The sequence below is a fragment of the Nioella sp. MMSF_3534 genome, from assembly GCF_030732985.1.
Lineage (GTDB): Bacteria > Pseudomonadota > Alphaproteobacteria > Rhodobacterales > Rhodobacteraceae > Nioella.
The window spans coordinates 1-22,106 of record NZ_JASHJX010000012.1; the positions used below are offsets into that span (position 1 = coordinate 1).

The following is a 22,106-nucleotide window of genomic DNA, read 5'->3' on the forward strand; positions in this document are numbered from 1 at the left end:
GTGGGGGGCAAATCGCTCATGGCTCTCTGAAAATTGGTTTATGGTCCTGCCGCATCTTCGACCGCGGCAGGGCGTAATTCAAGGGAATAAGCCGTTTGCAACTAGCCGCGTGGGCGCAGCATCCGGGTCATGGTACCATCCTTCAGCACCAGCTGGTGCAGGATCGCCACCACCGCATGGCCAAGTGCCACGATCATCAGCGCATTGCCAAGCAGTTCGTGCCCTTCGCCAAGAGCCTCGATCCCGCCGAACCAGGTGATGGCGCCGCCAATGGGCGTCAGGATCATCAGCAGGTAGAGCAGCCGGTGGCCCCAAAGTGCGGCGGCCTCGGCCATGGCGGAACTGCCCGGCACCGGGCCCGGCGCGCCCTGACGGTGGCGCACGAACACACGGATCAGGACCAGCACGAAGACCGCAAGACCGAGGATCGCATGGGGGTTGGGCGTCAGGATGCCGCTTTCGAGACGGGTCTCGAACGCGTCTTCCATGGCCTCATGTGTGACCCAGGCCGCGAGGATCAGGACAGCAATCAGCCAATGCAGCGCGATTTGCAGGCGGGAATAGGCGGGGGCGTGTGACATGGGGACTCCTGAAACAAACAGTCCGGCCCTTTTCACGGGGCCGGACCGGATTTCCGTCGCTGCCGGGGATCAGACGCCGGGCGGCGGGGGCGGGGGCATGACGGTAAAGAGCTGCGCGAGCTCTGCCACGTCTTCGGCCTTTTTCCAGCCGTCCTGACCGGCGGTCCAGACATAGGTTTCCCGCTTGAGCTGCCCGGCGCTGGCCATGCGGCCCAGATCGGCCTTGGAGAACGGGCCGGTGGTCTGGCCGTTTTCGGCCAGGTGCCAGACATGTTCGACCGGCGGCGGCGGGGGCACGGCGGCACCGCCACCATGGGCCGGGGCCTGCTGCTGGCCGCCCTGGTTCATCGCATTGGCCATCTGTTGGGCCATCGCCATGCCCATGCCAAGCCCCATCCCTTCGGACGCGCCGCTGCCGGGTGAGGTCGCGGCGGCCTGCAGGGCCTCGGCGGTCTGGAACTGGGTGTATTTGTTGAGATCGCCAATGACCCCCATCGAGGTGCGCTTGTCGAGCGCCTCTTCCACCGCGGGCGGCAGGCTGATGTTCTCGATATAGAGCTCGGGCAATTCCAGCCCGTATTGCGCGATGGTGCCGGAAATCGCCTCGGCCATGATCCGGCCCAGATCGCCGGTATTGCCCGCCATATCCAGCACCGGGATGCCAGAGGACCCGATCACGCGCGAAAACTCCTGCACGATGATGTTGCGGATCTGCGAGGTAACCTCGTCGGTGGTGAATTCACCGTCGGTGCCGACGATTTCGGTCATGAATTTGCCGGCGTCGTTTACCTTGACGGTGTAAGTGCCATAGGCGCGGATGCGGGTTGGCCCGAAATCGGCGTCGCGCAGCATGATCGGGTTCTTGGTGCCCCATTTGAGGTCGGTGAACCGATTGGTGCTGACGAAGTAGATTTCCGATTTGAACGGCGACTGGAAGCCATGCGACCAGTGCTGCAGCGTCGTCATGATCGGCATGTTGTTCGTTTCGAGCATGTAAAGGCCCGGGGTGAACACATCGGCCAGCTGGCCTTCATGGATGAAGACCGCCGTCTGGCCTTCGCGCACGGTCAGCTTGGCGCCGTACTTGATTTCGTGGCCGTGGCGTTCGAAACGCCAGACCATCGTGTCGCGGGTGTCGTCCGTCCAGTGAATGACGTCAATGAACTGGCCGGAGAGGAAATCGAAAATGGACATCTGGTCCTCCTGTTGAAAATCAGACCTTGGGGGTCAGCTTGGCCCACCAACCAGCCCGTCTGCAAGCTCTTGCAGGATCGGGCGGGCCTCGTCGGGGGTCATGCCGGGGCTGAGACGGGGGTTGTAGAGCATGCTGAGCAGCATCTCGTCATGGGTGGTGAGCAACGCGAATTCCTCGTCATCGTTGAAGATCGAGGGCCGCGCGGTGGGGCTGTCATTGGGCAGGCCGAGGCCCTGGGCCACTTCCTCATGCACGCAGGACCGGCGTTGCAGGTCGGGGTGCTCGGTTCGGATGAGGGCAATGGCGGAGACATAGACATTGGGCGCATCTGCGTTCGAAATCGAATAGACCGCGCAGAATTCATGGCGGGGCAGAGAGGTGATCTCCCTGATCGTGGCGTCGCTGATATTGGGCATGATCCGGCGCAGCAGGGGGGCCGCTGCGCGCTGTTCATCCCGATTGAGATAGAGCACATGGAAATTGCCGCCCGAACCCACCGCGCGGATCGAATGGCCGGTGATGCGCGCCAGACGGTCGGCATAGCGGGCGAGTTCCGCCCGATCCTCGTCGCGCATGTCCGCGGGCACCGAGCCGCCGAAATGTGCTTGCAGCCGAATGGGCCTCTCCCACCGGCGCAGTTCTGCGGGGGTCTGTTGCGCCACGAAGCGGCCGCCGGAAATGGCATATTCGCTATAAAGCGCGATGCGTTCGAAATTGGCGACCAGATTGCGGGCGACTATGGGTGTATCCGGCCCGCCGCCATCGGTGCGCAGCAGGCCCTGGGTCAGAAGCCGCTGTTGAACGCCCGCATAGTAGCGCGCATAGGCAAGGCTTTCTTCCGAGGGCTCCACAGACGGCGGTGCGACAACGGGAGCAGAGGGGCGCGAAGCGGGCGTTTGGGTCGTCTCCTCGCAGCCTGACAGGACCGCCAGGGCGGCCACCATCAGGGCTGGAAACAGGGCCTTGCGCATACGGCCTCGCGCCTCCGGGTCTTGGATCAGGTCCGCGGCACCGAAGTGCCGACATTGTCGCCTGTGCCGTCGCCCCGCGCCGTGGCCGAGGCCAGCGTGTCGCGCAGGTCGCGTTCCATGCGCTCCATCTCTTCCTCGGCAGCCGCACGGCGGCGCTTGCCTTCATCGGCGATGGCGAGGCTTTCCTCGATGGTCGCGATCAGATCGGCATTGGCTTGCTTGACCGCCTCGATATCGAAGACGCCGCGCTCCATTTCCTCGCGGACCATCTTGTTCGATTCGCGCAGGTTGGCGGCGTTCTGGGTCAGCAGCTCATTGGTCAGGTCATTGGCCTCGCGGACGGCCTGAGCGGCCTGGGTCGAGCGCTGGATGGTCAGTGCCTGCGCTAGTTGGGTTTCCCACAGCGGCACGGTGTTCACGAGGGTGGAGTTGATCTTGGTGACCAGCGACTTGTCGTTTTCCTGCACCAGCCGGATCGAGGGCAGCGATTGCATGGTGACCTGGCGGGTGAGCTTGAGGTCATGGACCCGGCGTTCCAGATCGTCACGCGCGGCGCGCAGGTCGCGCAGTTCCTGCGCCTTCATGACCTGCTCATTTTCCGGCGCGGCGGCCACCTCGGCCTCTTTCGCCGGGATCACTTCCTCGTCCAGCTCCTTCAGCTTTTCTTCACCGGCGGCGATGTAAAGCGCCAGTTCGTCATAGAAGGCCAGCGTCTTGTCATAGAGCAGGTCGAGCGACTTGATGTCCTTCATCAGCGTATGCTCATGCGCCAGCAGGCTGTCGGTGATGCGGTCGATCTGGCCCTGCACATCTTCGTAGCGTGCCAGGAAATCATGAACCGGCTTGGCCTTGCCAAAGAGCCGTTCCCACCAGCTGCGCTTGCGGCCCGGGTCCAGCTCATCGACGGAGAAACCCCGGATGGTGCCGACGATTTCGCGCAAGCTATCGCCTGCCGGGCCGACATCCTTGTTCTTCACGCCTTCCAGCATAGCCTGGCTGATCGTTTGCAGTTCCGCCTGCGCGTTCGATCCGAAGGTGACGATCGAATTGGTGTCGGTCATGTCGAGCTCGGCCATCCGCGTGCGAATCTCTTCGGCGGTCGGGGCGGGCGCGTCGGCCAGCGGCACCAGTTCTGTCGAGGGTTCGGGCAGAACCACGGCGTTGATTTCATCGACAAGCTGCGCGGCAGCTTCGGCCTGTTGGCGGATCTGGTCACTCATTGTTTTTGGTCCTTATGTCTCAATATGCAGATTATCACGGTTCAGGCGGTCCCGCAGCACGTCGATTTCAACGTCGAGATCGCTGCGGTCCGTCACCAGCATGCGCTTGGTGCGGGCCGCGAAATTGGTTTCGAGGTCATCCAGCAGGGTGACGTAATCGGCACGCACCGAGGGGTCGCGGTCGCGGGCATAGAGATCGGCGAATTTCACCGTCGCGTCGCGGGCCCCGGTCAGGTAGACGCCCAGATATTTGCGGGCCTGGGTCAGATCGCGGGGGTCTTCCTCGACCGTGCGGAACATGTCGCGGGCGGTGGCCTGGAACGCCTCGACGCGGGTTTCAAGCTGTCGGTCGCCGGCCCGGCGGATCGCATCTGACATGCCAGCCAGCAGCGCCTCGGCCTCTTCGATCTTGCGCGCCACGCGGTCCGTCTGGAACTGGTCAACCCCTTCCAAGCCTTTGTCTTTCAAGGGGTCCAGCCCGAAGGAAAAGAGGTGCAGCGCGCCAGCGAGCGTGCCGACAAGGCCTGCATTCAGTACCGTCCACTGACCCCCGAAGATCAGTAGGCCAACGCCCACCCCGGTCAGGACCGAGGCGAAGATCTTGCGCGGGATCGCGGGGCGGCGGGCCACCTTGCGTTCGTTATAGGCATCTTCCGCCCGCACCCCGTCGCGCAGCAGCCATGCGGCCAGCAGCAGCACGGCGGCGCCAGCGAAATCGGTGATCATCTCGGTCACCGGCTGGAAGAAAACCGTCAAGAAAACCAGCAGCGGCAGCAGGAACAGGATGTTGATCCGCGCGCCGTAACGTGCCGGGCTGCGGCCGCGAAAGCTGGCCTCAAGCGGTCGGGTCTGTGGGGCCTGAACCTCGGTCGAGTCCGGGTCGGGGCTGAACTGTCCGCCATAACGCTGCGCCATCTCAGACCACCCCGAAGCCGCCGAAAATCGCCATCACGATGATGACCACAAGCGCCACGAAGGCGACACCCTGAAGACCGTTTGAACTCATTTAGGAACCCCTTTCCGCCCAATACGATAAGCACGCAGGGGCGTAAAAAAAAGATGTCAGTGCTTGGAATCGTGTACCGGGACGGTTTCCGCCAATGCCCCGCGTGCCCGTTCAGCATCGAGCTTGCGTTTATAGCCGGTTTGAATGAACTCGACCACGAACAGCACCACGACCGCGAAATAGAAGGTGGTCTTCGACATCGGGATCAGCGCGTAACCGAAGATATGCACCGCCATGGCCGGATCATGGGTGGCGTGTTCGGCGGCAACGCCCGCCTCGCCAAGCAGCACGACGCCCACGATCAGCAGGATGAACAGGCCCAGAACCTCGTACATCCGGTTCTTCTCGATAAAGGCGGTGACACCATCTGCCAGCAGCAGCATCGCAAGACCCGAGAGCAGGATCGCGGCGGCCAAAATCGGGAAAACATCGGTGATGGCGAGCGCGGACAGAACGGAATCGAAGCTGAAAATCAGGTTCATCAAGACGATGAGCACAACCACCTGAACAGCAGATTTTCCCGATTTTTCAGGACCTTCATGGTCGAAATCATGAACCGACAAAAGGTGCCCGATTTCCTTGACCGCCGTATACATGATGAAGACGCCACCGAAGACGAAGACACAGGTGGCAAAGTTGACGCCGCCTTCCAGCACGCCCTCCCAGTTCATGACGAAGAAAGGCTCGGACAGGCTCTCGATCAGCTGGACCATGGTGAAGAGCAAGACGACCCGCAGCGCCACGGCGATGATGATCCCCCAGAACCGCACTTTCTTTTGGCTTTCTTTCGGGGCCCGCTGGCTTTCAATCGAAATGTAAAGAAGGTTGTCGAAGCCCAGAACCGCCTGCAGGAAGCACAGCATCACCAGGTTGCCGAGGTTTTCGAGGGTCAGGATATCTGCCATTTTCTATCGCCTTGATCTATCGCTTTTTCCGGGCTCTTGCCGGGTCTCTTCGTCTGAATAATCACTTGGGGCGGCGCTTGTCACGCCTTTCCCCGCGTCGGGTTCCCTCTTGCCAAGTCCCACGCGCTGGCTTATCCCGTTGCCATCGTGGCGATTTGTTAACCGGATTGCGGGCCACGTTAAACAAGCCGCTAAAGAGGTCGAGCAGCGCCAGCCATGGCTCTTGCCCCCGACCGTTCACCCGGTTCGGGGTTTTTTCATGCCTCGGGCCAGCAAAGGACCGTGAATGACTATGGGACCGAAAGTTCTTCCCGCCGACGCCAAGCCCCGCACCCGCGCCGTCCATGGCGGCACCCGCCGCAGCCAGTATGGCGAGGTCAGCGAGGCGATCTTCCTCACGCAGGGCTTCGTCTATGACAGCGCCGAACAGGCCGAGGCGCGGTTCATTGAATCGGGCGATGACGAGTTCATCTATGCCCGCTACGGCAACCCCACCGTGCGCATGTTCGAGGAACGGATCGCGGCGCTGGAGGGCACCGAGGATGCCTTCGCCACGGCCTCCGGCATGGCCGCCGTCAGTGGTGCGCTGACCTCGATGCTCAAGGCGGGCGACCATGTGGTGTCCGCGAAGGCTCTGTTCGGCTCGTGCCTTTACATCCTCGAAGAGGTGCTGACCCGCTTCGGCGTTGAGGTCACCTTCGTCGATGGCACCGATCTGAACGAGTGGAAGGCGGCGATCCGGCCCGACACCAAGGCGGTGTTCTTCGAGAGCATGTCGAACCCGACGCTGGAGGTTATCGACATAAAAGGCGTCAGCGAGCTGGCCCATGCGGTCGGGGCAATTGTCGTCGTGGACAACGTCTTTGCCACGCCCGTCCTGCAACGCTCTGGCGATTTGGGGGCCGATGTCATCGTCTATTCCGCCACCAAGCATATCGACGGGCAGGGACGTTGTCTGGGGGGCGTCATCTGCGGTACACGCCAGTTCATTCGCAAGGTGGTGGAGCCTTACCTGAAGCATACCGGCGGTTCGCTTTCGCCCTTCAATGCCTGGGTGATGCTGAAGGCGCTGGAAACCATGGACCTGCGGGTGCGGGCGCAAGCGGACAGCGCCTACAGGATCGCAACCGCGCTGCACGGTCAACCCGGTCTGGCCCGCGTTATCCACCCCTTCCTGCCCGATCACCCGCAGCAAAACCTCGCGATTGCGCAAATGGAAGCGGGCGGGACGATGATCTCCATAGAATTGCAGGGTGGCAAACCGGCAGCTTTCAAGATGCTTAACGCGCTGAAGGTCATCGTGATTTCCAACAATCTGGGCGACGCAAAGTCGATCATCACCCATCCCGCGACCACAACCCACCAGCGGCTGACGCCCGAACAGCGCGCCGCGCTTGGCATCTCGGACGGGCTGTTGCGCCTGTCTGTTGGGCTGGAAGATCCGTCCGATCTGATCGCGGATCTCGAGCAGGCACTTGCGGCGGCCCAATGACCGAGATCACCATTCACCGCGTCAGGGCGGGGGAGGGCGACCTGCTGGGGCAGCTCTTTCACCGATCCGTGCATGAGGGCACACTTGGGGCCTATGATGCCGCGCAACGTGCGGCGTGGAGCCCGGAGCCGCCAAGCGGCCCGGATTGGGAGGCGCGGCTGTTCGACTGTGTAACGCTGGTGGCCTGGGCTGGGAAGCTTCCCGCCGGGTTCATGACGCTGGACCCCGAAACCGGCTATCTCGACCTCGCTTTCGTCGCGCCCGAATGGCAGGGGCAGGGTGTGGCGGCAATGCTCTATGGTCTTCTGGAACGCTGCGCGCGACGCCACGGGCTGGCGCAGCTGAGCACCGATGCCAGCGAACTGGCGCGGCGCTTCTTCCTCAAGCAGGGCTGGCAGGATGGGCCACGGCAGGAGGTGACGCGGGGCGGTGTGACCTTGCACAATTACCGCATGGCAAAATCGCTGAAACCTGCGCTAGAACGGGCGGCATGAAACCGTTTCTGATCCTGCAATTGCGCCCCGAGGATGAAGCCGCCGACGAGGAGTTCGCCAGCTTCCTCGCCAAGGGCGGGCTGTCGCCGGACGAAGTGCATCGCATCCGGCTCGACAAGCGCGACCTTCCCGGCGGGCTGGTGCTGGCCGACTATTCCGGCGTGATCGTGGGGGGCGGCCCCGGCTGCGTGTCGGACGCGCCCGAGGACAAGACCCCGCAGGAAGCCAAGATCGAGGCGGAGATCCTGGGGCTGATGCCCCGGATCACCGAGGGCGATGTGCCTTTCATGGGCTGCTGCTACGGGCTCGGCATTCTGGCCCACCACCTGGGCGGTGAGGTCAGCAAGGCCCGCTATGGCGAGGCGATTGGCGGGGTCGATTGCACGCTGTCGGACGAAGGCGCTGCCGATCCGCTGTTCGAGGGGTTGCCACAAACCTTCCGCGCGCTGGTGGGCCACAAGGAGGCTGTGCAGGACCTGCCCCCGGGCGCGGTGCATCTGGCGGCGGCCGAGAGCTGCCCCTTTCAGATGATCCGCTACGGGCAGAACGTCTATGCCACCCAGTTCCACCCCGAGGCGGACGGCGAAAGCTTTGCCACCCGAATCCGCATCTACCGCAACAAGGGGTATTTCCACCCCGACGAGGCCGACAGCCTGACCGAAGCCTGCCTGGCCGAAGAGATCACCGTGCCGGAGCTGGTGCTGAAGAACTTCGTCAACCGCTATCGCACCGGTTGAGCCAGGCGCGGGGAAAGCTCTTCGAAGAGCTTTGAATTTTCTTCGAAGAAAATTCCCGCGCCCCGTTGAAGCCGTCCGCCATTCTGACGCCGTATCGCAACATGGTGCCGTTTTGGGCGGGTCCGCTCCACCCTGTCTCACCTATCTCTCGCAACGGAAAACTTGGAATAGCGGGGCGGCTGGCCCATATTGTCAGTCTCCAGACCCCGGGAAGGCCCGCGCCATGAACCTGCAGCTCAACGATCTTGCCACCGCGCCCGACAGCGACGAGGCCCGCAAAGCGCTGGACACCCTGCGCGCATGGGCAGCCACCGCGTCGGCGGAGGAGCTGGCGGCGCTCGACCCGTCCGTCACCGGCCTGTTGCGCAATGCACCAGACTATCCGGAGTTCAGCCGCGACTACCCGCAGGATTTCACCGTCGATGCGGCGTATAAGGACAGCCTGCCAGACCTGCAGAACGGCCCCGCCTCGCTGATCAAGGGGCAGAAACGGGTGATCCAGCATGTGGGCATTTCCAACTTCCGCCTGCCGATCCGCTATCACACCCGCGACGATGGCGACCTGACGCTGGAAACCTCGGTCACCGGCACGGTCAGCCTGGAGGCCGAGAAGAAGGGCATCAACATGTCCCGGATCATGCGCAGCTTCTACAACCATGCAGAGCGGACATTCAGCTTCGAGGTGATGGAGGCGGCGCTTGACGCCTACAAGACCGATCTCGACAGTTTCGATGCCCGTATCCAGATGCGCTTTTCCTTCCCGATGAAGATCGAAAGCCTGCGCTCCGGCCTGACCGGGTACCAGTATTACGATATCGCGCTGGAACTGGTGGAGCAGGGCGGCAGCCGCAAGAAGATCCTGCATCTGGACTATGTCTACAGCTCCACTTGCCCGTGTTCTCTGGAACTCAGCGAACATGCCCGCGAATTTCGCAACCAGTTGGCGACGCCGCATTCGCAACGCTCGGTGGCGCGGATATCGGTCGAGGTGCCCTTTGGCGGTGAGTGCCTGTGGTTCGAGGATCTGATCGAACTGGCCCGCGATGCGGTGCCGACGGAAACGCAGGTCATGGTCAAGCGCGAAGATGAACAGGCCTTCGCGGAACTGAACGCGGCGAACCCGATCTTCGTGGAGGACGCCGCGAGGCTTTTTGCGCAAGCCCTGCATGACGAACCCCGCGTGGGAGATTTCCGCATCATCGCCAGCCACCAGGAAAGCCTGCACAGCCATGATGCGGTCAGCGTGCTGACCGAGGGCGACACCTTTGCCGCCACCAGCCTTGATCCGAAACTGTTCAAGACGCTGTTCCACATCGGTTGAGCCCTGCCCCTGACGCAAACCGGGGTTTCCGGATCGGCATTGGGCAAACGGGTCAGGAAGGCATACCTATCTGGTCGAGCCGGGCAAGTGCCCGTCGCAGATATCAAGAGGTAGTCCCATGGCAACCATCGCCCTGTCCCCCGCCGCAACCGGCACCGCATCCCCGATCCGCAGCGTCTTTGCCGCGCTCATGCGCGTCTTCTCCGCCTATGACGCCGCCCAGTCCCGCGCCAATCAGGTGCAGCGCCTGAACGGGATGACCGACGCGGAACTGGCCCGCATTGGCCTGCGCCGTGAAGACATCGCGCGCTACGTCTTCCGCGACATCCTGTATATCTGAGGGGCACGGCGAAAGCGCCCGTGCGAAGCTTCTCCGGTTGACAGCACGCGCGGGCCGGGCCAACGCTTCGGCCCATGTACGACCTCAGGCCCATTGGATATGTGATCGGACTGCTCGTCCTCGTGCTGGGGTTGACCATGCTGGTCCCCATGGGCGTCGATCTCTATTATCAGAACGGGCATTGGCGGGCCTTCCTGGATAGCGCCGTTCTGACGGTGCTGCCCGGTGCGATGCTGGCGCTGGCCGCGTCCAGCGGGGTCAGCAAGCGACTGTCCATCCAGCAGACTTTTCTTCTGACCACGGGTGTCTGGCTGGCCCTGCCCATCTTCGGTGCGCTTCCCTTCATATTCGGGGAGACAAACGCAACGTTTATCGACGCGCTCTTTGAATCCATGTCGGGTCTGACCACGACGGGATCAACCGTCTTCATCCGGTTGGAACGGCTGCCCGAGGGGCTGCTCTTCTGGCGCGGGATGCTGCAATGGTTCGGCGGCGTCGGCATCATTGTCGTGGCGATGGTGTTCCTGCCGGAACTGCGCGTGGGCGGCATGCAGATCTTCAAATCCGAGGCCTTCGACACGATGGGCAAGATCCTGCCCCGCGCGGGCGAGATCGCGCAGCAGATTTCGGTGATCTATCTGGGTCTCACGCTTGTCTGCTCGCTTACCTATGTGGCGCTCGGGATGCCGACGTTTGAGGCGATCGTGCATTCCATGACCACCGTCTCGACCGGCGGGTTTTCCACGTCGGACGCTTCTTTCGGGGCGTTTCAGGGGCCGATGGAATATGCCGCCGCCGTTTTCATGATCCTCGCCAGTCTGCCCTTCGTGCGCTACGTGCAGATGCTGGCCGGCAGCGCCCGGCCGCTCTGGGTCGATACGCAGGTGCGCGCCTACCTGACCACGATCCTGCTGCTGACGATCTTCTTCGCGGTCTACCGGCTGGTGGTGAATGGCGACCATCTGGAACACGGGTTCCGCGAGGCGATCTTCAACGTGACCTCGATCATCTCGGGCACGGGCTATGCCAGTGTCGACTATCAGGAATGGGGTGCGATTGCGGTTGTCGTCTTCTTCTTCATCGGCCTGATTGGCGGCTGCGCGGGGTCGACCGCCTGCTCGATCAAGATCTTCCGCTATCAGCTGCTGATGGCGTCGATCTCGACGCAGCTGCGCAGGCTTTATGCCCCGCATGGCATCTTTGAGCCGCGCTACGAAGGCCGCAAGGTCAGCGAAGAGGTGCTGTCTTCGGTCATGGCCTTCTTCGTGATGTTCTTCGTCAGCCTCGGTGTGGTGGCGATGCTGCTGGCGCTGACCGGGCTGGATTTCGTGACGTCTGTGTCGGGCGCGGCCACGGCGCTGGCCAATATCGGGCCGGGCCTCGGGAGCGAGATCGGCCCGGCAGGCAGCTTCACCAACCTCAATGACACAGCCAAGTGGATTCTGACCGTTGCGATGCTGGTCGGGCGGCTGGAACTGATGGCGGTTTTTGTCCTGTTCACCACCCAGTTCTGGCGGGGGTGAACAGGTCGCGCCCGACAGAAAAAGGGCGGCCCCTGCGGACCGCCCCTTTTTGTTCACAGGAGCCTTGCGATCAGTTCCAGCAGGTCACCAGAACCGCCAGATCGCTGCCATAGCGGGCCAGCGCGTTGCGGGTCATCGGATCGGCCTGCACGGGGGCCGCGTTGACCCGGACCCCGGCGGTGCCGAGGAATTCCGCCATCCGGTCGCCGCGCAGGGCAAAGCTGACGCCTTCAGGCAGGGCCCGGCCGGTGTCAGGTTCGGGCAGGACCATGCCGATCACCGCGCCCGTGGCGTCCAGCACCGGGGCCCCGGCCTCGGACGGTTCGATCGACATTTCCAGCCGCGCCATCGTGTCCTCGCCATTCAGCCCCTGCATATCGGCCAGCGTGCCGAAGTTCATGGACGCCGCGCCAAGCGCGCCCTCATAGGGGTAGCCGGCAACCGCGACATCCGTGCGGATACGCGCGGGAATGGTCGGGAAGCCCGCATAGGTCGAGGGGGCCAGCGACTGCGTCGGGCGCAGGACGGCCAGGCCGAGCGCCGGGTCGGAATGGGCCACGGTCATCTCATAACGGTCATTGACCAGAACCCGCGTGCAGGAGGCCACGGCCTCGGCGGTGGTCAGCACGGTGCCGGTGTTGTCGAGGTAGAAACCGCTGCGCGCCCGGTCGGGCTGACGCACTTCCAGACCGGCCATCAGGTCAACGCCCTGTTCCATGCCGGGATCGACCGCGCCGGGGTCGAGCGTGCCGCCATAGGTGGAGAAGCTGTCCTCCATCATGTCCAGAACACGGGTCATCTGCGCATCCCGCTCCGGCGTCCAGATCAGGGTGAAGCCCTTGATCTGACCGTCTTCCAGACGGGCCACGGTGTGGCTGCGCAGGGTGTCGGACTGACCGGTCAGCACGAAGCTGTTGGAGCGGCGGTTGCGCTCGCCTTCCAGCGGCACGATCTCCAGCGTCTGCATGATTTCGTACAGGCCACCGAGCGTGGCTTCGCTGCCCTCCTGGCTGATCAGCAGAACCTGAACGCCGGAATCGCCCACGGAATCGAACTGCGCGAAGGGGAATTCGTAGCGGGCGAACTCGACCATGGCCAAGGGCAGGTCGATCTCGATTCCCGCGCGTTCGTCGCGCACGGTCTGCATGCCAAGCGCATCGAGCTCCGCCTGATAGCTGGCCAGCAGCTCGGCCCGCTGACGGGTGGTCAGAACACCGGTTTCCTCATAGCCCTGCGCCGCCTGCCAGGCGGACATGGCGCCACGGGTGCCGGGGCCGAAAGCGCCGTCGATACCGGAATTGTAGTATCCGAACCATTGCATGGCGATCTGCAGCGCCTCGCGTCCTTGCTGGTCAAGTTGACGTTCGCTTTGCCGAGCCTCGGCCACGGTTTCCTCGGGCAGCACCGGCTCAGCGGGCTGCGGGGCCTCAGTGATGGTGGGGGCCTCGGTTGCGGTGCCGGGGGCCAAGGTATTGGCGCCAATGGGGAAAAACTGTTGCTGGTATATCTCGGCTTCGGACAGGTAGCTGTCCTGCGGGATCGCCCCCTGCGCGCGCAATTGGTTCAGAATCGCCGCGCCTTCACCGGGCGTGTAGGGCCCGAGCGCGATGGCATACCAGCCGGTTTGCAACCGGTATCCGTTCACCGCTGGCAGCAGCCGCGAATAGGCGCGGACCCGGCCCTCGGCGGTGGCCAGATCGGGATGAGCCTCCAACTGGACCCAAACACGGTCCTGTGCCTGGGCGTCATCGGCCCCGAATACGGCCGTGCCCAGTATGATCAAAAGACACAAAACAATCCGGCGTGCTGCCATCCTCTTTCTCCTAACCCCATGTTTCCTGCGGGCTTCGCCCGTTCACGATCGGCGGCAACCTATCAGAGTGAACAGCCGATGCACCAGAAATATGCGTGATCGGCCAATTGACCATGGCGGGGGGGACCACTATCACACCCCTGCCTTGCAACACCCGGGAAAAGACATGGCCGAGAAAAGCACGCAGCCGCGCAGTTTTCAGGAAATCATCCTGAGGCTCCAGTCCTATTGGGCCACCAAGGGCTGTGCGATCATGCAGCCCTATGACATGGAGGTCGGTGCCGGCACCTTCCACCCGGCCACCACCCTGCGCAGCCTCGGCACGCAGCCCTGGGCCGCCGCCTATGTGCAGCCCTCGCGCCGCCCGACCGACGGGCGCTATGGCGAGAACCCGAACCGCTTGCAGCATTACTACCAGTACCAAGTGCTGATCAAACCCTCGCCGCCCGATCTGCAGGCTCTGTATCTGGGTTCGTTGGAGGCCATCGGCATCGACATGGACCTGCACGACGTGCGGTTTGTGGAAGATGACTGGGAAAGCCCCACTTTGGGCGCCTGGGGTCTAGGCTGGGAGGTCTGGTGCGACGGGATGGAGGTTAGCCAGTTCACCTATTTCCAGCAGGTCGGCGGCCATGACTGCAAGCCCGTGTCGGGCGAGCTGACTTATGGGCTGGAACGGCTGGCGATCTATATTCTCGGTGTCGATCACGTCATGGACATGCCCTTCAACGACCCCGATGCGCCGATTCCGCTGACCTATGGCGACGTGTTCCGCCAGACCGAGGAGGAATACAGCCGCTTCAACTTCGACACGGCGGAAACCGAGATCCTCCTGCGCCATTTCGAGGACGCGGAGGCCGAATGCGAAGCGATCCTGAGCCATCCGGCAGAGGACCCCAAGACCGGCAAGCGCATCATCATGGCGCACCCGGCCTATGACCAGTGTATCAAGGCCAGCCACCTCTTTAACCTTCTGGACGCGCGCGGGGTGATCTCGGTCACCGAGCGTCAGGCCTATATCGGTCGCGTCCGGGCGCTGGCCAAGAAATGCGCCGATGCCTTCGTGCAGACCGGGGCAGGTGGCTATGCGCCTGAAAGCGACAGCGCGGCATGACCCGGGGGCAATTCGTGGTAACTGCAATCGTTCTGTCCGGTGTCGCCGCCGGGGCTCTGCTGTGGTGGACCGAAACGCGCGCCTATTATGAACCGGTCAGCATGGATGCGGTGACGATCAGCGCCACCACCTTCGACGGTGTGGTCGACCCGCTGCCGATCGCCGATTTTGAGGGCATCGACGCCGACACCTCGCCCCTGCGCTTCCGGGCCTGTTTCACCACGCCGCTGTCGCTGGCGCTGATGACCGAGACCTATCAGCCCTACGCGGGCGCCACACCGCTCAACACGCCCGGCTGGTTTGGCTGCTATGACGCGGGCACCCTGACCCGCGCGCTGGAGGCGGGCACCGGCCTGGCCTTTCTGGGCGAGGCCAACATTGTCTATGGCATCGACCAGATCGTGATGATCACCGAAGACGGCCATGGCTATGCCTGGCACCAACTGAACCATTGCGGGGAAGCGGCCTATAGCGGCGATCCCGTCCCCGAAGACTGCCCGCCCGCGCCCGAGAGGAACTGACATGCCCGATCTTCTGCTCGAACTGTTCAGTGAGGAAATCCCCGCGCGGATGCAGACCCGCGCCGCCGAGGACCTGAAGAAACTGGTGACCGACGCGCTGGTCGAGGCCGGGCTGACCTATGCGGGCGCCGGGGCGTTTTCGACCCCGCGCCGTCTGGTGCTGGCGCTGGAAGGGCTGACCGCGGAAAGCCCCGACGTGACCGAGGAACGCAAGGGCCCGCGCGTGGACGCGCCGGAAAAGGCGCTGGACGGCTTCCTGCGTGCCACGGGGCTCAGCAAGGACCAGCTGGAGATCCGCGACGACAAGAAGGGCCAGACCTACTTTGCCAAAATCGTAAAGCCGGGTCGGTCGGCAGAGGAGATCCTGGCCGAGGTCATCCCCGCCACGATCCGCAACTTCCCCTGGCCCAAGTCGATGCGGTGGGGCGCGGGCAACCTGCGTTGGGTGCGCCCGCTGCATTCGATCCTGTGCATCCTGTCCGATGAAAACGGTGTCCGCGCGGTCCCCTTCGACGTGGAGGGGATTGCCGCTGGCGACACGACCGAAGGCCACCGTTTCATGGCTGCCGGTCGCTTCGCGGTGACAGGGTTCGACGACTACGCCGCCAAACTGAAGAAGGCCCATGTGATCCTCTCTGCCGAGGAACGGGCCGACCACATCTGGCACGACGCCACCAACATGGCCTTCGCCGCCGGGCTGGAGGTGGTCGAGGATAAGGGCCTTCTGGCCGAGGTTGCGGGGCTGGTGGAATGGCCGGTGGTCCTGATGGGCGAGATCGGTGAGGAGTTCCTGGGCCTGCCGCCGGAGGTGCTGCAAACCTCCATGCGCGAACACCAGAAATTCTTTTCCGTGAAGAACCCCACCACGGGCCGGATCGAACGCTTCATCACCGTCGCCAACCGCGAAACCGCCGACCATGGCGCGACCATTCTGGCGGGCAATGGCAAGGTGCTGTCCGCCCGTCTGGCGGATGCGAAATTCTTCTGGGAAAACGACCTGCGCATAGCCAAGTCGGACATGTCCGCCTGGACCCGCAGCCTGGAAAACGTGACCTTCCACAACAAGCTTGGCACGCAGGCCGCCCGGATCGACCGCATCGCAGCGCTGGCGAGGGACCTCGCCTCGGTGGTGGGGGCCGACCCCGATCAGGCGGAAACGGCGGCGCGCATCGCGAAGGCCGACCTGTCTTCGGAAATGGTCTACGAGTTCCCCGAATTGCAGGGCCTGATGGGCCGCTACTATGCCGAGGCCGCGGGCTATCCGGCCGAAATCGCCGCCGCTGCGCAGGAGCATTACTCGCCGCTTGGCCCCTCCGACGATGTGCCGACCGCGCCCCTGTCCGTCGCCGTGGCACTTGCCGACAAGCTCGACACGCTGGCAGGTTTCTGGGCCATCGACGAAAAACCCACCGGGTCGAAAGACCCCTACGCGCTGCGCCGCGCCGCGCTCGGGGTGATCCGGCTGGTGCTGGTCAATGGGCTGCGCGTGAACCTGGATCGCTTCATTGATGCGCAGCTGATCCGGATCGAGGCCGCTGTGAACCATGACCTCGACGACAGCGCACTGACCGAGCTGTTGCAGGAGATCGCGCATCACGGCGTCTTCGGCGCGGCCTTCCACGCGGTCAAGGACCGTCTCGATGATCTGCATGATGCGTTTCTGGACCTGGAAACCAAGGTGCCGGACGCCTCCGATGACCTGCTCCGCTTCACCCATGACCGGCTCAAGGTCCACCTGCGCGACCAAGGCATCCGCCATGACGTGATCGACGCCTGCCTTGCCCTGCCGGGCAGCGACGATCTGGCCCTTCTGGTCAAGCGGGCCGAGGCGCTGGCGGCCTTCCTTGCGTCGGAGGATGGCGAAAACCTCGTTCAAGGCTACAAGCGCGCCGCCAACATCCTGGCCCAGGCCGAGGAAAAGGACGGGGTCGAGTATCGCTATGGTGCCGATGTGAAATACGCCGAGACCGCAGAGGAAAAGGCGCTTTTCGCGGCGCTGTCGCAGGCCGAGGCCGCTGTATCCCCGGCGCTTGCATCGGATGATTTCCCCGCCGCCATGTCCGCCATGTCCGCTCTGCGCGCGCCCATCGACGCCTTCTTTGACACCGTGCAGGTCAATGCGGACAGCGCGATCCTGCGCCGCAATCGCCTCAATCTGCTGCATGAGATCACCGCAAGCTGCGGCAAGATCGCGGACCTGTCGCGGATCGAAGGTTAAGCGTTCCTTTCAGCTTGGTGAAAATACCTCGGGGGAGTCGCCGAAGGCGACGGGGGCAGAGCCCCCCGGACCAGCTCTTGCGAAAGCGTTTCACGCGGCCCGCAAGGGCCGCGCGGGTCGACGTGCCAAAGGCACGGCGAAACACCCCGACACCCAAACGCCGCACTGGACCCGGCGCGATTCCGCTGTATGGTCCCCTCAACCTTTTTTTCTGCAAGTGCGAAGCAAATGCCCGACCGCCCGGATATCATCCAGATCACTGCCACCGCGCCGATCAAGAAGGACATGCATGGCAACCGCGCCAAATGCCTTCAGCGGCTGGTGCGGCTCGACCTGCCGGTTCCGCTCTCGGTGGCGCTGTCCTTCGACACGGTGCGCAGGCTGGCGCAGGGCCATGTGCCGGATATGTGCGCCCTGTCGGCGATCTTCGAGAAGGGCGATCTGCTGTCTGTCCGGTCCTCCAGCGAGGCCCCCGATTGGGGCGGGCCGGGGACGGTGCTCAATATCGGCATGAACGATTCCGTGGCCGCGCGCATCGCCGAGGAACACGGACAATCGGCGGCGGACCAGCTTTACCTGTCCTTCATCCGTGCCTATGCGGTGGATGTGCTTCGGCTCGATGAGGATCTCTTCGCCGACCCCATCACCCCGCGCATCGCGCTCGCCCATTTCGAGGATGAGATGGAGGAGCCCTTCCCGCAGGATGTGGAAACGCAGCTGACCGAGGTCCTGCGCTCCATGGCCCGCGCGTGGGAGGGCACGTCGGCCCGCCTGCTGCGTCAGGCCAAGGGCGCGCCTGCGGATGCGGGGCTTGGCCTTGTCGTGCAGCGCATGGCGCTGTCCATCGGCAAGGAGGAAACCGGCGCCGGCGTCCTGCAATTCGTGTCCACCGATACCGGAGAGCCGCAGATCACCGGGCGCTACCTGCCGCAAAGTCAGGGCCGCGCGGCACTGAGCGAGGCGGATGCCCAGTTCATCGAGATCGACCCGCGCGGCACCGCGCTGGAGGATCGCTGCCCCGACCAGGTCGCGGCGCTGCGCGATGCGGGCCATCTGATCCGCACCCGCCTGCGCGAAGAAATGCAGATCGAGTTCACCCTGATGGAGGGCCGGCTTGCCATTCTCGATGCCGTGCGGGTGCCCCGTTCGGCCCGCGCAGATGTGCGCATCGCTGTCGATCTGGCCGAGGACGGGGTCATCCCGCGCGAAGAGGCGTTGATGCGCATCGCGCCGTTTACGCTCAACCAGATGATGCACCGCCAGCTCGACCCGGAGGCCCCGCGCGACGTGCTAACCCGCGGCATTGCCGCGGCCCCCGGTGCGGCAACCGGCAAGCTCGTCTTTACCGCCGCCGCGGCGCAAGCCGCGAGTTCGCAGAATGAACCCTGCATTCTCGTGCGTCGTGAAACCAGCCCCGAGGATATCCGTGGCATGCATGCCGCCGAAGGCATCCTTACCGAACGCGGCGGCATGACCAGCCACGCGGCGGTGATCGCCCGTGGTCTTGGTGTGCCCTGCGTGTCCGGCGCCACCGATCTTCAGCTCGACCATCGCAAGAAAACCCTGACCGTGCCGGGCCGAAGGGTCTTTCACGAAGGCGACATCATCACCATCGACGGCAGTTCCGGGCAGGTTCTGGTCGGTGCGGTCAGGATGATCGAGCCCGACATGAGCGGGGCGTTCGCAACCTTGCTGAAATGGGCCGACGCGGCGCGCGATATCGGCATCCGCGCCAATGCGGACACGCCCGAGGATGCGCGGCTGGCGCAGACTTTCGGTGTCGACGGCATCGGCCTCTGCCGGACCGAGCATATGTTTTTCGACCCCATCCGCCTGACCGTGATGCGGGAAATGATCTTCACCGAAGATCCCGAGGATCGCAAAGCGGCGCTGGAACGGCTTCTGCCCATGCAGCGCGGCGATTTCATTGAGCTCTTCAAGCTGATGCAGGGCCAGCCCGTCTGCATCCGCCTCTTCGACCCGCCGCTCCATGAATTTCTACCCGGCGACCGCGATGGCATCCGGGCGCTGGCCGAGGCGCTGGACCTGCCCGTGAGCCGCGTTTCCGCCAGGATCGAGGCCTTGCAGGAGTTCAACCCGATGCTGGGGATGCGGGGCGTGCGGCTTGGCATCACCGTGGCAGGCATCTACGAAATGCAGGCCCGCGCCATATTCGAGGCGACCGTGGCCGCATCCGAAGGCGGTGACCCGGTGGTGCCGGAAATCATGATCCCGCTGGTCAGCGCCAAGCGCGAGGTGGAACTGATCAAGGACCGCGTCGATGCGGTTGCCGCCGCGGTGCGCAATGAGACGGGGGTGAATTTCACATACCGTCTTGGCGTCATGGTGGAAACGCCACGCGCGGCGCTGCGCGCGGGTGAGATCGCGGAACATGCCGCATTCCTGTCCTTCGGCACCAATGACCTGACGCAGATGACCTATGGCCTGTCGCGCGACGATGCGGGGCGCTTCATGTCGGCCTATGTCAATCAGGGCGTCTATCCGGAAGACCCGTTCCAGCGAATGGATCGTGACGGGGTGGGCGAGTTGTTGCTGCTCGGTGCCGAGCGGGGACGCGCGGCGCGGCAGGGCATCACCCTGTCGATTTGTGGCGAACATGGCGGCGATCCCGATTCGATCGCCTTCAGCAGATCCGCCGGGTTCGATTATGTCTCCTGTTCGCCCTTCCGGGTGCCGGTTGCCAAACTTGCGGCCGCACAACTGTCCATTGCTGACATATAAACGGCGGGATTCCAGCCCATTATAAGCCGACGTTAAATGATTCTCTTGGCTGCGACCCCTAGCCGTTGGGGTCCTGTTAAGGGGATGTCACTAGATTGAGCCCCGGTTTGGTCGATCCGCGACCTTTCCGGTACATGTATGAGGTCGAAGCAGAGCCGGGAAACACCGGTCAATGGGGGATGCCCAGAATGGGACAGCCGAAGATTTTGCGCGCCGTGAAGGCCGCTGCCACCGCATTGATATTCACCGCCGGGCTCGCGCAGGCCGATGTGGTGGCGTCAACCTCCACTGATCCGACCCATACGCTCGGCTCGCTCTTTACTTCGGTCATGGGTCAGGAACACAGCGGCATGCGCGCGGTCAGCCCGCTGCGCCTGTCTGCGCTTGGCGCGCCCTATACCGGGCAGCAGTTGAACGAGGCTGGTGAGGCCCCCTATACGGCGGCAGAGCTTGACGCCATGGGCCGCGCCCGCGGCGGGCGCCAGTGGCAATGTCTGACCGAGGCGCTCTATTTCGAGGCACGTGGCGAAAGCGTGGCGGGTCAGTTCGCGGTGGCAGAGGTCATCCTGAACCGGGTCGATCACGCGAATTACCCCGACACGATCTGTGGCGTGGTCAACCAGGGCACCGGGCGGCGCTGGGCCTGCCAGTTCACCTATACCTGCGATGGCCGCCCCGAAACCGTGACCGACCACGCGATCCACGAACGGCTTGGCCGTATCGCCCGCATCATGATTGACGGCGGTCCGCGCAACCTGACCTCGGGCGCGACGCATTACCACGCCAACTGGGTCAATCCCTCCTGGGCGCGGGAATTTCCGCAGACCGCTGAAATCGGTGTGCACCTCTTCTATCGCGGCCGCTGACGCGGCGTCGCATTCCCGGCCAACAGTGACGCCTCAGACCCGTGCATCCCGCGCGCTGGCCTGCTAGAAGGGCGCGACTGTCCTGACCGGCCCCGGAGGCCAAGCCCCATGTCCGATGAAACCCGCCTTGCCTTTGCGCACCCGTCCGAACGTGCCAAGGCCACAGCCGGTAACGATCCGCTGGACCGGATCAGCCTCTCTGACCACGAACGCGAGGTCGAGATCGGCGCGTTTCAGCAGGAGCGGGGTCTCTTGCAGCGGGTGCGCTTCAACGTGGTGGTCGAGGTCCGCTCCGCCGCCAATCCCGATGCCGATGATGTGGACCGGATCCTGTCCTATGACACGATTTCCGAGGCCATCGACCACGAATTGCAGGCCGAACGTCTGAACCTTCTGGAAACGCTGGCCGCACGCATTGCCGAGCGTATCCTCGCCCATCCGCTAGCCGCCCGCTGTTTCGTGCGGATCGAAAAGCTCGACCGGGGCCCATTCGCGCTTGGGGTCGAGATCGTGCGCACCGCCCCCGAACGCCCGCGCCTGTCGCTGCTGAAGGACGGCGCGCCACACCCGCTGGTGGTGTATCTGTCGAACGAGGCCATCGCGCGCCCCGATCTGGCGGCGCTGCTTGACCGGCTGGAGGGGCAAGGCAAACCGGTGATCCTTTGTGTGGGCCGCCCCGATAGCGGCGCGCCTGTCGCCGATCACGCCATGCCGCAGCGGCGCATCGACCTTCTGGCCATCGAACAGAACGCCTGGATTCTGGCCAGCCATGACGACCGTTGCGTGGTGGTCGAGACGCGGACCGAACTGGACTGGGCGATGAAGCATGACCGCATTTCGGTCTGGGCGCCCTCCAAGCTGGTGCTGGACAGTGTCGACGGCCCCGAAACCTCGGTCCGCTCGGGCGAGGCGCTGGCGCTTTGGCTGGCGGAGAGCTTCGAGGCGGAGGGGATGCTGTTCCTGGGTGGCAACGCTCCCAAGGCCGATATTGCGCTGACGGTGCTGGCCCCGGACGCGATGCCCGCGCTCTGAGCCTTGCCCGAAACG

Annotated in this window: 19 protein-coding genes and 1 riboswitch; of the genes, 12 read left to right on the forward strand and 7 right to left on the reverse strand. The window is 63.9% G+C overall.

From position 1 onward, the window contains the following. Positions 1-101: 101 nt before the first annotated feature. The 6 genes from RBB16_RS06875 to RBB16_RS06900 form a co-directional block, all read right to left on the reverse strand. The gene (locus tag RBB16_RS06875) at positions 102-581 is read right to left on the reverse strand and encodes a cytochrome b (protein WP_306045462.1); all 480 of its coding nucleotides are present in this window, start codon (positions 579-581) and stop codon (positions 102-104) included. A gap of 69 nt (positions 582-650) precedes the next feature. After that, positions 651-1,775 carry an SPFH domain-containing protein gene (locus tag RBB16_RS06880; RefSeq protein WP_306045463.1) on the reverse strand — a complete coding sequence of 375 codons (1,125 nt, stop codon included), beginning with the start codon at positions 1,773-1,775 and terminating at the stop codon, positions 651-653. A 33-nt stretch (positions 1,776-1,808) separates the two neighbouring features. After that, entirely contained in the window at positions 1,809-2,747 is a 939-nt protein-coding gene (locus RBB16_RS06885) for a DUF2927 domain-containing protein (protein WP_306045464.1), read from the reverse strand. 26 nt (positions 2,748-2,773) lie between these two features. After that, complete coding sequence (locus tag RBB16_RS06890) at positions 2,774-3,967, reverse strand: toxic anion resistance protein (RefSeq protein ID WP_306045465.1); 1,194 nt, start codon at positions 3,965-3,967, stop codon at positions 2,774-2,776. Positions 3,968-3,979: 12 nt separating this feature from the next. Continuing rightward, positions 3,980-4,882, reverse strand: coding sequence for a 5-bromo-4-chloroindolyl phosphate hydrolysis family protein (locus RBB16_RS06895; RefSeq protein ID WP_306045466.1), 903 nt, complete (start codon positions 4,880-4,882; stop codon positions 3,980-3,982). Between the two features lie 147 nt (positions 4,883-5,029). Next, on the reverse strand, positions 5,030-5,878 hold the full coding sequence (locus RBB16_RS06900) for a TerC family protein (protein ID WP_071690565.1): 849 nt from the start codon (positions 5,876-5,878) through the stop codon (positions 5,030-5,032). 137 nt (positions 5,879-6,015) lie between these two features. Next, positions 6,016-6,094, forward strand: a riboswitch (SAM riboswitch). A gap of 70 nt (positions 6,095-6,164) precedes the next feature. Between RBB16_RS06900 and metZ the strand changes: the two genes are divergently transcribed. The 6 genes from metZ to RBB16_RS06930 all read left to right on the forward strand — a co-directional run bounded on the left by metZ (position 6,165) and on the right by RBB16_RS06930 (position 11,785). After that, positions 6,165-7,370: an O-succinylhomoserine sulfhydrylase gene (metZ, locus tag RBB16_RS06905; protein WP_306045467.1), complete on the forward strand. Its 1,206-nt coding sequence runs from the start codon at positions 6,165-6,167 to the stop codon at positions 7,368-7,370. Continuing rightward, complete coding sequence (locus RBB16_RS06910; RefSeq protein WP_306045468.1) at positions 7,367-7,864, forward strand: GNAT family N-acetyltransferase; 498 nt, start codon at positions 7,367-7,369, stop codon at positions 7,862-7,864. The genes metZ and RBB16_RS06910 overlap by 4 nt, the downstream gene beginning before the upstream one ends. Further along, positions 7,861-8,601, forward strand: coding sequence for a glutamine amidotransferase (locus tag RBB16_RS06915; protein ID WP_306045469.1), 741 nt, complete (start codon positions 7,861-7,863; stop codon positions 8,599-8,601). Before RBB16_RS06910 ends, RBB16_RS06915 begins: the two co-directional genes overlap by 4 nt. Before the next feature lie 223 nt (positions 8,602-8,824). Then, positions 8,825-9,922, forward strand: a complete 1,098-nt coding sequence (gene folE2 / locus RBB16_RS06920; protein WP_306045470.1) for a GTP cyclohydrolase FolE2 — start codon at positions 8,825-8,827, stop codon at positions 9,920-9,922. A gap of 118 nt (positions 9,923-10,040) precedes the next feature. After that, complete coding sequence (locus RBB16_RS06925; RefSeq protein ID WP_306045471.1) at positions 10,041-10,262, forward strand: DUF1127 domain-containing protein; 222 nt, start codon at positions 10,041-10,043, stop codon at positions 10,260-10,262. A 74-nt stretch (positions 10,263-10,336) separates the two neighbouring features. After that, positions 10,337-11,785 carry a TrkH family potassium uptake protein gene (locus RBB16_RS06930; protein ID WP_306045472.1) on the forward strand — a complete coding sequence of 483 codons (1,449 nt, stop codon included), beginning with the start codon at positions 10,337-10,339 and terminating at the stop codon, positions 11,783-11,785. Positions 11,786-11,855: 70 nt separating this feature from the next. Here RBB16_RS06930 and RBB16_RS06935 read toward each other — a convergent pair whose 3' ends face one another. After that, positions 11,856-13,598 (reverse strand): serine protease, encoded by a 1,743-nt coding sequence (locus RBB16_RS06935; RefSeq protein WP_306045473.1) that lies wholly within the window; start codon positions 13,596-13,598, stop codon positions 11,856-11,858. A 166-nt stretch (positions 13,599-13,764) separates the two neighbouring features. On the opposite strand from RBB16_RS06935, the gene RBB16_RS06940 reads away from it, so the two are divergent. The 6 genes from RBB16_RS06940 to RBB16_RS06965 all read left to right on the forward strand — a co-directional run bounded on the left by RBB16_RS06940 (position 13,765) and on the right by RBB16_RS06965 (position 22,091). After that, on the forward strand, positions 13,765-14,712 hold the full coding sequence (locus RBB16_RS06940) for a glycine--tRNA ligase subunit alpha (protein ID WP_306045474.1): 948 nt from the start codon (positions 13,765-13,767) through the stop codon (positions 14,710-14,712). Continuing rightward, positions 14,709-15,233 carry a DUF6446 family protein gene (locus tag RBB16_RS06945; RefSeq protein ID WP_306045475.1) on the forward strand — a complete coding sequence of 175 codons (525 nt, stop codon included), beginning with the start codon at positions 14,709-14,711 and terminating at the stop codon, positions 15,231-15,233. Before RBB16_RS06940 ends, RBB16_RS06945 begins: the two co-directional genes overlap by 4 nt. Before the next feature lies 1 nt (position 15,234). Next, a complete protein-coding gene (glyS, locus tag RBB16_RS06950; RefSeq protein ID WP_306045476.1) occupies positions 15,235-17,451 on the forward strand; it encodes a glycine--tRNA ligase subunit beta in 2,217 nt (738 codons plus the stop codon). Positions 17,452-17,679: 228 nt separating this feature from the next. Then, positions 17,680-20,193, forward strand: coding sequence for a putative PEP-binding protein (locus RBB16_RS06955; protein WP_306045477.1), 2,514 nt, complete (start codon positions 17,680-17,682; stop codon positions 20,191-20,193). 188 nt (positions 20,194-20,381) lie between these two features. Further along, complete coding sequence (locus RBB16_RS06960) at positions 20,382-21,059, forward strand: cell wall hydrolase (RefSeq protein WP_306045478.1); 678 nt, start codon at positions 20,382-20,384, stop codon at positions 21,057-21,059. 108 nt (positions 21,060-21,167) lie between these two features. After that, a complete protein-coding gene (locus RBB16_RS06965) occupies positions 21,168-22,091 on the forward strand; it encodes a dihydroneopterin aldolase (protein ID WP_306045479.1) in 924 nt (307 codons plus the stop codon). Positions 22,092-22,106 lie beyond the last annotated feature (15 nt).

Bases quoted from the DNA above. Each gene is read 5' to 3' on its own strand.
- RBB16_RS06910 (WP_306045468.1), top strand. From the start codon at position 7,367: ATGACCGAGATCACCATTCACCGCGTCAGGGCGGGGGAGGGCGACCTG.
- RBB16_RS06965 (WP_306045479.1), top strand. From the start codon at position 21,168: ATGTCCGATGAAACCCGCCTTGCCTTTGCGCACCCGTCCGAACGTGCC.
- RBB16_RS06940 (WP_306045474.1), top strand. From the start codon at position 13,765: ATGGCCGAGAAAAGCACGCAGCCGCGCAGTTTTCAGGAAATCATCCTG.
- RBB16_RS06875 (WP_306045462.1), bottom strand. From the start codon at position 581: ATGTCACACGCCCCCGCCTATTCCCGCCTGCAAATCGCGCTGCATTGG.
- RBB16_RS06960 (WP_306045478.1), top strand. From the start codon at position 20,382: ATGGGACAGCCGAAGATTTTGCGCGCCGTGAAGGCCGCTGCCACCGCA.
- RBB16_RS06885 (WP_306045464.1), bottom strand. From the start codon at position 2,747: ATGCGCAAGGCCCTGTTTCCAGCCCTGATGGTGGCCGCCCTGGCGGTC.
- folE2 (WP_306045470.1), top strand. From the start codon at position 8,825: ATGAACCTGCAGCTCAACGATCTTGCCACCGCGCCCGACAGCGACGAG.
- glyS (WP_306045476.1), top strand. From the start codon at position 15,235: ATGCCCGATCTTCTGCTCGAACTGTTCAGTGAGGAAATCCCCGCGCGG.
- RBB16_RS06880 (WP_306045463.1), bottom strand. From the start codon at position 1,775: ATGTCCATTTTCGATTTCCTCTCCGGCCAGTTCATTGACGTCATTCAC.
- RBB16_RS06915 (WP_306045469.1), top strand. From the start codon at position 7,861: ATGAAACCGTTTCTGATCCTGCAATTGCGCCCCGAGGATGAAGCCGCC.
- RBB16_RS06955 (WP_306045477.1), top strand. From the start codon at position 17,680: ATGCCCGACCGCCCGGATATCATCCAGATCACTGCCACCGCGCCGATC.
- RBB16_RS06935 (WP_306045473.1), bottom strand. From the start codon at position 13,598: ATGGCAGCACGCCGGATTGTTTTGTGTCTTTTGATCATACTGGGCACG.
- RBB16_RS06930 (WP_306045472.1), top strand. From the start codon at position 10,337: ATGTACGACCTCAGGCCCATTGGATATGTGATCGGACTGCTCGTCCTC.
- RBB16_RS06890 (WP_306045465.1), bottom strand. From the start codon at position 3,967: ATGAGTGACCAGATCCGCCAACAGGCCGAAGCTGCCGCGCAGCTTGTC.
- RBB16_RS06925 (WP_306045471.1), top strand. From the start codon at position 10,041: ATGGCAACCATCGCCCTGTCCCCCGCCGCAACCGGCACCGCATCCCCG.
- metZ (WP_306045467.1), top strand. From the start codon at position 6,165: ATGACTATGGGACCGAAAGTTCTTCCCGCCGACGCCAAGCCCCGCACC.
- RBB16_RS06895 (WP_306045466.1), bottom strand. From the start codon at position 4,882: ATGGCGCAGCGTTATGGCGGACAGTTCAGCCCCGACCCGGACTCGACC.
- RBB16_RS06945 (WP_306045475.1), top strand. From the start codon at position 14,709: ATGACCCGGGGGCAATTCGTGGTAACTGCAATCGTTCTGTCCGGTGTC.
- RBB16_RS06900 (WP_071690565.1), bottom strand. From the start codon at position 5,878: ATGGCAGATATCCTGACCCTCGAAAACCTCGGCAACCTGGTGATGCTG.